This is a genomic window from Gordonia cholesterolivorans, assembly GCF_039531975.1.
In the GTDB taxonomy this organism is placed as follows: Bacteria; Actinomycetota; Actinomycetes; order Mycobacteriales; family Mycobacteriaceae; genus Gordonia; species Gordonia sihwensis.
Genome location: NZ_BAAARB010000008.1, coordinates 55361 through 67319 on the forward strand (window position 1 = coordinate 55361; position 11959 = coordinate 67319).

The window sequence follows — 11959 nt, forward strand, 5'->3', positions numbered from 1 at the left end:
CGGGTGCTTACAGCCCCAGGTCGGCGGCGAACTCCGCGGCCTCGAGACGGTGACGGACCGTGGTGAGGAACCGGCCGGCGTCCGCACCGTCGATGAGCCGGTGGTCGTAGGTCAGCGGTAGGTAGGCCATCGACCGTGCGGCGATCGACTCGGTGCCGTCGTCGCCGGTGAGAACCACGGGGCGCTTGACGATCGCGCCGGTGCCGAGCATGGCCGCCTGCGGCGGGACCAGGATCGGGGTGTCGAACAGAGCGCCCTGGCTGCCGATGTTCGTGATCGTGAACGTGCCGCCGGCCAGCTCGTCGGGCTTGAGCCCGCCGGAACGGGCCCGTGCGGCGATGTCGGCGATCGCGCGAGCGAGGCCGGCCAGCGAGAGGTCGTCGGCGTTGTGGATCACCGGCGACAGGAGGCCCTGCTCGGTGTCGACGGCGATGCCCAGATGCACGTCGGCGTGGTACGTGATCTCCTTGGCCTCTTCGTTGATCGAGGCGTTGACGTTCGGATGCACCTTCAGTGCCTCGACGACGGCCTTGGCGAAGAACGGCAGGAAGGTCAGGTTGACGCCCTCGGCTGCCTTGAACGAGGACTTCGCCGCGGTGCGCAGTGCCGCGATGCGGGTCATGTCGACCTCGTGGACCTGCGTGAGCTGCGCGCTGGTCTGCAGCGACTCGCGCGTCTTGGCCGCGGTGATCTGCCGGATGCGGTTGATCTTCTGCGTCGTTCCGCGCAGTGCAGCCAATTCGGGGCTCGCCGCGGCGGGTGCGGCGGCCGGTGTCGGCGCCGACGGTGTTGCGGCCGGAGCCGCGGCGGGGGCGGCAGGCGCCTTCTTGGCCTCGGCCGCGGCCAGCACGTCCTGCTTGCGGATGCGTCCGCCGACGCCGGTGCCCTTGACGGTCGCCAGGTCGATTCCGTTCTCCGCGGCCAGCTTCCGCACGAGCGGCGTCACGTACGGAGTGGACTGCAGATCTCCGTCGGCGGCAGCGGGAGTCGGAGCGGGTGCGGTGGCCGCGGGTGCGGGTTCAGGTGCCGGAGCGGCGGGCTCGGGCGTCGGGGGAGCGGCCGGCGCGGGAGCCGCAGCCGCGGGAGCGGGAGCCGGAGCCGCGGGGGCCGCCGATGCGGCACTCGGGTCGCCGATGACGGCCAGCTTGCCGCCGACCTCGACGATCTCGTCGGTGTCGGCGACGATCTCGAGAAGCACACCAGCCGTCGGCGACGGGATCTCGGTGTCGACCTTGTCGGTGGACACCTCGACCAGCGGTTCGTCGACCGCGACCGTGTCGCCGACCTGCTTGAGCCAGTTGGTCACCGTGCCCTCGGTGACGCTCTCGCCCAGTTCGGGCATGAGGACGTCGACGCCGGATGCCGAGGCCGCGGGAGTCGACGCGGCCGGCGCCTCGGTCGCGGGGCTCTCGGCGGCCGGAGCGGAGGCAGCGGGTGCGGCGGGCTCGGGTTCGGGTTCCGGCTCGGGAGCGGCGGCGGGTTCGGGCGCGGCCGCGTCATCGGACGCCGACTCGCCGGCCTCTCCGATCAGCGCCAGCTGTCCGCCCACCTCGACGACGTCGTCCTCAGCGGCGACGATCTTGACCAGCACACCCGCGACGGGCGACGGGATCTCGGTGTCGACCTTGTCGGTGGAGACTTCGAGCAGGGGCTCGTCGACCGCTACGGTGTCGCCTTCCTGCTTCAGCCATTGGGTGACGGTTCCCTCGGTGACGCTCTCGCCCAGTGCGGGCATCTCGACAGAGAAGGCCATTTGCGTGTGACTCCCTAACAATTTCGTGAACTGTGCTGTTCGGTCGATCGGTCGATGCGGGTCGGCGCGCTCCAGCGGCGTGTGCAGGTTCGCGTGATGTCGGCCGGATGGGTCGACGCCCGTGACTCAGCCTACTCCCAAACGATCTCGGCTCCGCGTGAGTCCGCTGAACGCCGGAGTGCGGTGCGCGTCACTGTCCGCCGGCGATGTCCTCGATGACCGCGATGATGGTCCGGACGGGTACGCCGGTGCCGCCCTTACCGGTGTAGCCCCACGGGCCACCGGTGTTGAACGCCGGGCCGGCGACGTCGATATGCGCCCAGTCGAGCCCCTCGGCGACGAACTCCCGCAGGAACATCGCGGCCGACAGCATGCCTCCCCAGCGGTGGTTGGTGACGTTGGCGAGATCGGCGATCCGTGAATTCAGGTCGCTGCGGAGTTCCGCAGGCATCGGCATCGGCCAGCCGTGCTCGCCGACCGACTGGGAGATGGCGGCGACGCGGTCCCGGAAGTCGTCCGTGCCGAGCACACCGGGAGTCCGGGTGCCCAGCGCCACCATCTGTGCGCCGGTCAGGGTGGCCGTGTCGATGAGGAAGTCCGGCTCGTCCTCGCAGGCGCGGACGATGGCGTCCGCCAGGATCAGCCGGCCCTCCGCGTCGGTGTTGAGGACCTCGACCGTGGTGCCGCCGTACTGGGTGAGGACGTCGCCGGGACGCTGCGCGGTCGACGAGGGCATGTTCTCGGCCATCGGCACCGTCGCGATGACCGTGACCGGCACGTCCAGGCGTGCAGCGGCGATCGTGGAGGCGATGACCGCCGCCGCACCGCCCATGTCCGAGGTCATGTGGTCCATCCCGGCGGCGGGTTTGATGGAGATGCCGCCGGTGTCGAAGGTGATGCCCTTGCCGACGAGCGCGACGGTGCGCTCGGCGCCCTTGGCCTCGTGGGTCAGGCGCACCAGGCGGGGCTTGCGCGAGGATCCCTGTCCCACGCCGACGATGCCGCCGTAGCCGGCCTTGGCCAGTTCCACGTCGTCGAGGATCTCCACCCGGAGGCCGGCCTTGCTGCCGAGGATGCGCGCGCGCTCGGCGAACTCGGCGGGGTAGAGGACGTTCGGCGGGGTGTTGACGAAGTCGCGGGCGATCGCGACGGAATCGGCGACGATCAGCGCGTGGTCGAGTTCGACCTTGGCCTGCTTGCTCTTCGCGGGTACCGCGAGTGACACGGCGGAGGGCGGCTGCTCGGAGGGGCGTGACTTCTCGCTGCGCAGTTCGTCGAAGCGATACGCGCCCAGGTACGAACCCTCCGCCGCCGCACCGAGGTCGGCGGCCGAGAGGGTGCTCACGACGCGGTCGAATCCGTCCAGTGCGCGTACGGCGTTCCCTGCGGCCTGTCGGATGGTCTCCGGATCGTCCACCTCTGTTCCCAGCCCGACCGCGACCACCACGCCGACCGGCAGCGATTGCGGTGCCGGGATCCGCGTGATCTCGCCGACCGACCCCTTGGCGCCCAGAGCCGACAGCGCCGCGCTGATCTGGTCGGCGGGCTCGTCGTCGAGGAAGTCCTCGACGAGCAGCAGTGTCGGCTCCTCGGTGCCGCCGTCGCCGGAACCGGCGACGAGGCCGACGACGAGCACGTCGTCGTCGGAGGAAAGGGCAGTGGTCAGGTCGATGCGGGGACCGCGGACACGGTCGGAGAAGTGGTTGGCGCTCACGCCTTTCAACTCTGCCACACCGGCACCGCCGAGCGGCTGAACCTCGGGTGGGAACCGCCCGGGTCGGGGCGATACCGTTAGCGCCATGACTGAACTGCTCGCAGGCCCGATCGCCGATCGTCACACCGCCCTGGGCGCCTCCTTCGCCGAGTTCGGCGGATGGAACATGCCCGTCTCGTATGCAGGCACCGTCGCCGAGCACAACGCCGTCCGCAGCACCGTCGGCATCTTCGACGTCAGTCACCTCGGCAAGGCGCTCGTGGCGGGCCCGGGAGCCGCCGGATTCGTGAACACGACCCTGACCAACGATCTCGGCAAGATCGAGCCCGGGAAGGCCCAGTACACACTGTGCTGCAACGAGCGCGGCGGCGTGATCGACGATCTGATCGCCTACCTGGCCGGCGACGACGAGGTGTTCCTGGTGCCGAATGCAGCCAATACGGCAGCCGTCGTGGAGGCACTGCGAGCGGTCGCCCCCGAAGGGATCGAGATCACCGATCAGCATCGCGACTACGCGGTCTTCGCAGTCCAGGGCCCGCAGTCGGCCGACGTGCTCGCCGCGCTCGACCTGCCGACCGACATGGAGTACATGGCCTACCGAGACGCTCGGATCGTGCTGGGCGGAGCCGAACTGGAGATCCGGGTGTGCCGGTCGGGCTACACCGGCGAGCACGGGTACGAGGTGCTGCCCCGGTGGGACGACGCGGGTGCGGTCTTCGACGCTCTGCTCGCCGAGGTGACTGCGCGCGGCGGTCAGCCCGCGGGGCTCGGTGCGCGTGACACGCTCCGCACCGAGATGGGGTACGCGCTGCACGGACACGAACTGACCGTCGACATGACCCCGGTGCAGGCGCGGTCGTCGTGGGCCGTCGGCTGGGACAAGCCGTCGTTCTTCGGCCGCGAGGCGCTGGTGGCCGAACGCGCCGCGGGCCCGGCCCGACGCCTGTACGGGCTGAAGGCCACCGGCCGCGGGGTGCCGCGCGCGGACTGCACGGTGCATGTCGAGGCCGGCGGTGAGCAGATCGGTGTGTGCACGTCGGGCACGTTCTCTCCGACCCTCAAGCAGGGCATCGCCCTGGCGTTCATCGACACCGCCTCCGGCGTCAAGAAGGGCGATGAAGTGGTGGTCGATGTCCGCGGGCGGGCCCTGACCTGCGAGGTCGTTCTGCCGCCGTTCGTGGAGAGTCACGTCTGACCGGCGCATCCCGCCGGTGCCGGGAAACTCCCTTGCGGGTCGGCGGTACCATGACCGCATGACCTTGGAGTTCACCCGCACCGAGCATCCGCATCCGGTGTCGGAGAATCGACGCGCCGAGATCCTCGCCGCGCCGGGCTTCGGCAACTACTTCACCGACAACATGGTGACCGTAGACTTCGACCGCGATCGTGGATGGCACGGCGCACGGGTGACCCCGTACGGGCCGCTCGCTCTGGACCCGGCTGCGATGGTCCTGCACTACGCGCAGGAGATCTTCGAGGGGCTGAAGGCGTACCGCCAGCCCGACGGCTCCATCGCCGCCTTCCGGCCGGAGGCCAATGCCGAACGGTTCAACCGGTCGGCACGGCGCCTCGCGATGCCGGAGCTGCCGGTGGAGGACTTCGTCGGATCGCTGCGGGCGTTGCTGGCCGCCGACCACGCGTGGGTTCCCGGCGCGGGCGGCGAGGAGTCCCTCTATCTGCGCCCGTTCATGATCGCGACCGAGGCGAGCCTCGGCGTCCGGCCGGCCGACAAGTACAGCTACTCGCTGATCGCATCGCCCGCCGGCGCTTACTTCAAGGGCGGCGTGAAGCCGGTCAGCGTCTATCTGTGCACCGAGTACGTGCGGGCCTCCCCGGGAGGTACCGGTGATGCGAAGTTCGGCGGCAACTACGCCGCGTCGCTGCTGGCGCAGGCGCAGGCCGCCGACAAGGGGTGCGACCAGGTGGTGTGGCTCGACGCCATCGAGCACCGCTTCATCGAGGAGATGGGCGGCATGAACCTGTTCTTCGTCTTCGGCTCGGGGTCGGACGCACAGCTGGTGACGCCGGAGCTCAGCGGCTCGCTGCTTCCGGGCATCACCCGCGACTCACTGCTCACCCTCGCCGCCGACGCGGGTTACAAGGTGGACGAGCGCCGCATCTCGACCGAGGAACTGCGCGAGGGGGTCAAGAACGGCGACATCACCGAGGTCTTCGCCTGCGGTACCGCTGCCGTGATCACTCCCGTCGGTCGGGTTCAGAGCGACACCGACGACTACCTGATCGGCGACGGCACCACGGGAGAGGTGACGCAGGCTCTCCGTGACACCCTCACCGGTCTGCAGCGCGGCACCTTCGCCGACACACACGGCTGGATGACCACGCTCTACCCGGCTCCGTGAACCGGCCGCTCCGGCCCTGAATGAGCGCTCATGCCGCAGCCGCAGCCGCACCCGTCCGGGGTCCGGCTGCGGCATGATCCGTTTCGGCGACCTCTACAGGAGCAGGCCGACGGCTGTCAGCACGGTCGCCACTTCGATCGTCGCGCCGATGACATCGCCGGTCAGCCCGCCGGCGCGACGGGCGCAATGCCCGGTGAAGGCCCAGGCGAACGCCCAGACGACGGCCACGGTCGCCGCCGCACGGACCGCATCCGCCGCGTGGAAGGTACCCGTGTTCCAGCCTCCCGCGGCCACCGCGACCGCGAGCAGAAGCACCGCCCACACCGCGATGGACGCGCGTTGAGTTCCGGCGACCAGCGCCCCGAACCCGTCGGTGTTCGCGGCGCTCAGACCGGCCCGGCACGCGACGGTCGCGGTGGTCCTTCCGGCGACCACCGCCAGCGCCAACGACCACCATCGTGAGTCGGCGGTCAGGGCGCCGAACGCCAGGGACTGGCCCAACAGCACCAGAACGAGCGTGGCCGCACCGAACGGCCCCACGTCGCCGCTGCGCATCACCGCCCGCACGCGATCCGGATCTCCGTAGCAGCCGAGACCGTCGGCCGTGTCGGCGAGACCGTCCAAGTGCATGCCGCGGGTAGTCGCCGCCAGCACCGCCACCACGGTGACGCCGGCCAGCGCGCTGGGGAGATCGGTGTGCGACAGCCCGAAGGCGACGGCGGCGGCGAGCAGTCCGACCACCGCTCCGACGACGGGTACCGCGGCGATCACGGTCGCGCCCCGGGCGCGGTCGAATTCGCCGCGGGGCTGCGGGAGCGGGAGTACCGTCAGCCAGCTGAAGGCGTCGTGCACGCCGCGGAGGCCACGGGCGATCATCCCGATGTGCCTATTCTCCGCCGCTGACGCCGGCCTCGTCGAAGGTCGCCATGTCGGTCAGAATGTCGATCGACGACGCGACCAGCGGCAGCGCCGACACGGCACCGGTGCCCTCGCCCAACCGCATCGACAGGTCGAGGATCGCGGTCAGGCCGAGTGAATCGAGTGCGAACGCGTGCGCCGGTTCGGTGGACCGGTGACCGGCTTGCCACCAGGAGGCGGCACCCGGCGCCAACTGCTGCGCGACCAGGGCGGCCGAGGTCGTGATCAGCCCGTCCAGGAGTGCCGGAGTCTTCCGGACGGCCGCCTGGGCGAGGAATCCCGCCATCGCCGCGATGTCGGCGCCCGCCACCGCGGCGAGCAGCGCGAGCGGCTCGTTGCGGTGCCGCCGTGCATGACGCATGCCGTCGCGGATGGCCGCTGTCTTGCGGATCCAGGTGGCGTCGTCGATCCCGGTGCCCCGTCCCACCACGACCAACGGCTCGCGATCGGTGAGAGTCCCGACCAGCACGGCCGCCGGGGTGGTGTTGCCGATGCCCATGTCGCCGGCGATGAGCAGGTCGGCGCCGGCGTCGACGAGCTGGTCGGCCACGGCCCGTCCGGCGGCGACCGCCCGTCGGGCTTCGGCGATGGTCAGCGAACTGCCGGTTCGCAGATCGCCGCTTCCCGCGCGCACCTTGTACCGGGAGACGTGCGGGTCGGTATCGGCTCGCACCGCCATATCGAGGACCTGCACCGTGGCTCCGGCGCGGCGCGCCAGCACGTTGATCGCGGCGCCGCCGGTCGCGATGTTCGCGACCATCTGCGCTGTCACCTCGGGCGGATAGGCGGAGACGCCGTCGGCGGCCACGGCGTGATCGCCCGCGAACACCACCACTGCGGGCGACTGCAGGGTCCGCGGCGGGCAGACGCCCTGGCACGACGACATCCAGACGCCGAGCTCTTCGAGTCTGCCGAGGGATCGCGCCGGTTTGGTCAGCCGCAACTGTCGTGCCCGGGCCTGCTCGGCGACGTCGTGATCGGGGAGTTCGACGATCGGGAAGATCTCGGCGTCGGTGCCGTCGATCTGGGCCGGTTCGGAGACGGTCGCCCGCCGGGGCGCCGGCGCGTCGGCGGGCCGGGCGGGCTCTTCCGCGGGGACGGGTGAGGACGGTGCCGTGGACGCGGAAACCGGTACCGGGGCCGCGGGCACGGCGCCGGTACCGGCGGGCAGGTCCAGTGCACGTCCGGCGACGACGAGAGTGACCGTCTCGCAGACAGCCGCCACCGCCGCATTCAGGCGGCCCAGTTCGTCCGCGAAGCGCCGTCCAGACGGTGTCGGCGAGACGAGCGAGAGCCCCACTTCGGGGCTCACCAGCACTAGATCGCCGGAGTAGCCGGCGATGGCGGCGCACAGGTCCTCGATCTGCGCGGATACGTCGGCGGCCTCGTCCTCCCAGGCTCCGGCCTCGTCGAGCAGTGCGGTGAGCCAGTTGCCGAGGTCGTCGACGAGTGTCGGCTCATCGGGAAAGTCGCGCAGGAGCGACGCGAGATCGCACGATTCGACGGTGCGATAGCGGTCGCCGCGACGTTCGCGGTGGGCATCGATCCGCGCGCGCCAGGCCCGGTCGCCGTCGGCGGAACCGGTCGCGACGTAGCGGACCGCGGGTGCGTCGGCGAGGAGATGCTCGGCGTGCGCCGATTTGCCCGAGCGGATGCCGCCGAGGATCAGCGTGCGCACGCGATCAGACCTTGTCGCCCGGCTTGACCTGCGGGCGCGGCGCGCGCATCATCCGCAGCTGCATGGCACGGGTGAAGCAGTACCACCCGAGCCGGAATCCGGTGTCGGTGGTGTCCGGGTAGCGCTCACGCACCCGCTTGTTGACCATCCGGCCCAGGTACAGCGAATCGATGATCACCAGCAGGACGAAGGCCAGCAGCACCAGGTTCCCGATGACCGCGAGGTTCGGCAGCATCAGAACCACCAGCAGGAAGATCGCGAAGGGCAGGAACAGTCCGGCGAAGTTGCGTCGCGAGTCGACGATGTCACGCGCCATCTTCCGGACCGGCCCCTGATCGCGGGCCATCATGAACTTCTCGTCGCCGGACATCATCTTCTCGCGCTGCTCGAGGCGGACGCGGCGGCGTTCGGCGGCCACCTCCTTGCGCTCCACCTTGGTCATCGACGCCCGCAGTGCCTTCTTCCGGGCCCGCGCTTCAGCGCGGGTGGTCGGGGGCGGCGCGACGGGACCGCGGCGGCGTTCGGCTTCGCGGCGCTTCGGCGTGGGGCGGCCCTTGCCGGGCGTCGTCGAACCAGAGGTCGGCCTCGCGTCGTCGGCCGGCACGTCGGTGGTCTCCTCCGACTCGGCGGCTGAGCTCTTGGCGGCGTCGGATTTCCAGGGCAACTTCACGACTACGAGACTATTCGATGCGGCGGCGACGGCGGGCATCGGGCAAGCGCCTCCCGGCTACTCTGACCGGTGATGGACACGACGGCGATGCGGGTGGTGATCGCCCCCGACGAGTTCGGCGGGACGCTGACGGCGGCGCAGGCCGCGTCCGCGATCGCCGAGGGCTGGGCCCGCGCGCGGCCGGGTGATGTGCTCGAGCAGCTGCCGCAGTCCGACGGCGGTCCCGGATTCGTCGACGTGCTCGCGGCTGCCGGCGTCGGGCGGCGTCTCGGCGTCTCGGCGTCCGGACCGCTCGGAGGTGCGGTGGCCGCCGAGGTGCTGCTCGACGGCCGCACGGCGTTCGTGGAGTCGGCTCAGGCATGCGGACTGCATCTGATCGGCTCGCCCGGTCCGGAGACGGCCTGGTGTGCGGGGACGGCCGGGGTCGGTGACCTGCTGCGGGCTGCGGTGGAGGCCGGTGCGACCCGGATCGTGGTCGGACTCGGCGGAAGTGGAACCACCGACGGAGGCCGCGGCGCCTGTACGGCACTCGGCGGACTGACCGCCGCGCACCACCTCCTGCGGGGGACCGAACTCGTGGCGGCCACCGACGTGACCAACCCGCTGCTCGGTCCGTCCGGGGCGGCCGCTGTCTTCGCTCCGCAGAAGGGCGCCGACCCCGAGACGGTCGCGCGGTTGGAGTCGCGACTGCAGCGGTGGGCGGACGAGTTGGAGGACCACCGCGTCGGCACCGACAACGGTCAGCGGCTCCGTGACGCCGCCGGTGCGGGTGCTGCGGGCGGGCTCGGTGCCTTTCTCCTGGCACTCGGTGCGACCCGAGAGGCGGGCGCCGAGGTGGTGGCGGGTGTCACCGGTCGTGCGCGGCGCATCGCCGGCGCCGATCTCGTGCTGACCGGGGAGGGCCGCTTCGACGAGCAGACTCCCTTCGGCAAGGTGGTGGCCTCCGTCGCAGCCGACGCACGGCATGCCGGAGTGCCTGCGGTGGTTCTGGCCGGGCAGGTGCGCGGCAGGCCGCGCGTCGACGGCGTCACCGTCGCGTATTCGATGGCCGACTGGGCCGGCTCGTCCGCGCGCGCACTCGCCGACCCGGCGCCGATCCTGGCCGGACTCGCGCAGACGGTCGCGGCCGGATTCGCCGGGACGGTCGAGCGGACCGGAATCTGACTCGGCCGAAACCCGGGCGCGGGATGCGGGAATAGCGGGTCGGCGAGTACCGTTGATGCTGTTGGCCGTGTCTGCCGGGCCGCTGTACCGGTAACTGAGCCACCGACAACGTATCCGGCCGTCGAGATTCTTCGCGGTCGGCGACATGAGGAGCGCCCATGACCGTTCAGAACGAAACCGCAACCGGTGTCCTGCTGACCGACGCCGCCGCCTCCAAGGCGAAGGCACTGCTGGACCAGGAAGGACGCGACGACCTGGCCCTGCGCATCGCGGTGCAGCCCGGTGGCTGCGCCGGTCTGCGCTACCAGCTGTTCTTCGACGACCGCAGCCTGGACGGCGACGTGGTCTCGGACTTCGGCGGCGTGAAGCTGGCCGTCGACCGGATGAGCGCACCCTACGTGCAGGGTGCCACCATCGACTTCGTCGACAGCATCGAGAAGCAGGGCTTCACCATCGACAACCCGAATGCGACCGGCAGCTGCGCCTGCGGCGATTCGTTCAACTGAGTCCATTCGGCAGCTGACACGGAGCTGTCGACGGCCGTGACCTCAACTGACGCTCGCGTCGGGGGTGGGGTCACGGCCGTCGTCGTTTCCGGACGAAGTACCGTTGGACAGATGTTCATTGCCGTCTGCGGGTCGCTTGCGACCGACCATCTGATGAAGTTCCCCGGAAAGTTCTCCGATCAGCTCGTAGCCGATCAGCTCGAGCACATCTCGCTCAGCTTTCTCGTCGAAGACCTCGTCGTCCATCGGGGCGGCGTCGGCGGCAACATCGCGTACGCGATCGGTTCGCTAGGGGAGAAGCCCCTGCTCGTCGCGGCGGCCGGTCCCGACTTCGACGACTACGAGAACTGGCTGTCCGGACACGGCGTCGACTGCCGCGGCGTCACGAGGTCCCAGTCCAAGCACACCGCGCGATTCATGTGCACCACCGACGAGACCATGGCTCAGCTCGCCACGTTCTACGCCGGAGCCATGAGCGAGGCCCGCGACATCGACCTCACCGCGCTGTTCGCCACCACCGGCCGCCCCGACCTCGTGCTCGTCGGAGCCGATGACCCCGACGCGATGGTCAGCCACACGCGGACGTGCCGTGAGCAGGGGATCCCGTTCGCCGCGGACCCCTCGCAGCAGTTGGCGCGGCTCGACGGCACCGCCGCCCGCGACCTGATCGACGGCGCGGCGTACCTGTTCACCAACGAGTACGAGTGGGGCCTCCTGCAGCAGAAGACCGGACTCGACGCCGCGCAGGTGGCAGATCTCGTCGGGACCCGCATCACCACGCTCGGTGCCGGCGGTGTCGACATCGTGGAGCGAGACGGCACCACGACCCACGTCGGCGTGGTGCCGGTCCGCGAGCAGGTGGACCCGACCGGTGTCGGCGACGGCTTCCGCGCAGGGTTCCTGACCGGCATCGCCCGCGGCCTCGGCTACGAACGGGCCGCACAGCTCGGTGCGATGGTCGCCACTCTGGTGCTCGAATCGGAATCGACCCAGGGCTGGACCTGGAACGTCGACGTGGCCGTCGAGCGACTCACCGAGGCCTACGGCGCCGACGCCGCTGCGGAGATCAAGACCGTTCTGTAGCCGGTTGGCGCGCCACTCAGGCTGGTTGAGCGAGCGAAGCGAGTCGAAACCAACGCGACATCCGACGGCAGCAGATGGTTCTGCTACCGGCCGATTGTCACCGGGGTTTCGAC

10 protein-coding genes are annotated in these 11959 nt (G+C 70.6%); 5 read left to right on the plus strand and 5 right to left on the minus strand.

Annotated elements, in window-relative coordinates:
* Positions 1–7 precede the first annotated feature (7 nt).
* Both sucB and ABFX36_RS09325 read right to left on the minus strand, forming a co-directional pair.
* The gene (gene sucB, locus ABFX36_RS09320) at positions 8–1753 is read right to left on the minus strand and encodes a 2-oxoglutarate dehydrogenase, E2 component, dihydrolipoamide succinyltransferase (RefSeq protein ID WP_006895272.1); all 1746 of its coding nucleotides are present in this window, start codon (positions 1751–1753) and stop codon (positions 8–10) included.
* 190 nt (positions 1754–1943) lie between these two features.
* Positions 1944–3467, minus strand: a complete 1524-nt coding sequence (locus tag ABFX36_RS09325; protein ID WP_039866939.1) for a leucyl aminopeptidase — start codon at positions 3465–3467, stop codon at positions 1944–1946.
* Positions 3468–3552: 85 nt separating this feature from the next.
* Between ABFX36_RS09325 and gcvT the strand changes: the two genes are divergently transcribed.
* Together gcvT and ABFX36_RS09335 are read left to right on the plus strand one after the other, a co-directional pair.
* Positions 3553–4662, plus strand: a complete 1110-nt coding sequence (gcvT, locus tag ABFX36_RS09330; RefSeq protein ID WP_346076055.1) for a glycine cleavage system aminomethyltransferase GcvT — start codon at positions 3553–3555, stop codon at positions 4660–4662.
* Positions 4663–4720: 58 nt separating this feature from the next.
* The gene (locus ABFX36_RS09335) at positions 4721–5827 is read left to right on the plus strand and encodes a branched-chain amino acid aminotransferase (RefSeq protein WP_006895275.1); all 1107 of its coding nucleotides are present in this window, start codon (positions 4721–4723) and stop codon (positions 5825–5827) included.
* A gap of 93 nt (positions 5828–5920) precedes the next feature.
* On the opposite strand, the gene ABFX36_RS09340 is transcribed toward ABFX36_RS09335, so the two are convergent.
* From ABFX36_RS09340 to ABFX36_RS09350, 3 genes are read right to left on the minus strand one after another with little or no spacing between them, the layout of a single operon-like run.
* Positions 5921–6703 carry an adenosylcobinamide-GDP ribazoletransferase gene (locus ABFX36_RS09340; RefSeq protein ID WP_045540157.1) on the minus strand — a complete coding sequence of 261 codons (783 nt, stop codon included), beginning with the start codon at positions 6701–6703 and terminating at the stop codon, positions 5921–5923.
* A gap of 10 nt (positions 6704–6713) precedes the next feature.
* A complete protein-coding gene (cobT, locus tag ABFX36_RS09345) occupies positions 6714–8423 on the minus strand; it encodes a nicotinate-nucleotide--dimethylbenzimidazole phosphoribosyltransferase (protein ID WP_346076058.1) in 1710 nt (569 codons plus the stop codon).
* Positions 8424–8427: 4 nt separating this feature from the next.
* On the minus strand, positions 8428–9093 hold the full coding sequence (locus tag ABFX36_RS09350) for a DUF3043 domain-containing protein (protein ID WP_006895278.1): 666 nt from the start codon (positions 9091–9093) through the stop codon (positions 8428–8430).
* 72 nt (positions 9094–9165) lie between these two features.
* Between ABFX36_RS09350 and ABFX36_RS09355 the strand changes: the two genes are divergently transcribed.
* The 3 genes from ABFX36_RS09355 to ABFX36_RS09365 all read left to right on the plus strand — a co-directional run bounded on the left by ABFX36_RS09355 (position 9166) and on the right by ABFX36_RS09365 (position 11846).
* Complete coding sequence (locus ABFX36_RS09355; RefSeq protein ID WP_346076060.1) at positions 9166–10257, plus strand: glycerate kinase family protein; 1092 nt, start codon at positions 9166–9168, stop codon at positions 10255–10257.
* A 158-nt stretch (positions 10258–10415) separates the two neighbouring features.
* The gene (locus ABFX36_RS09360) at positions 10416–10763 is read left to right on the plus strand and encodes a HesB/IscA family protein (protein WP_006895280.1); all 348 of its coding nucleotides are present in this window, start codon (positions 10416–10418) and stop codon (positions 10761–10763) included.
* 111 nt (positions 10764–10874) lie between these two features.
* Positions 10875–11846 carry a carbohydrate kinase family protein gene (locus tag ABFX36_RS09365; RefSeq protein WP_045539470.1) on the plus strand — a complete coding sequence of 324 codons (972 nt, stop codon included), beginning with the start codon at positions 10875–10877 and terminating at the stop codon, positions 11844–11846.
* Positions 11847–11959 lie beyond the last annotated feature (113 nt).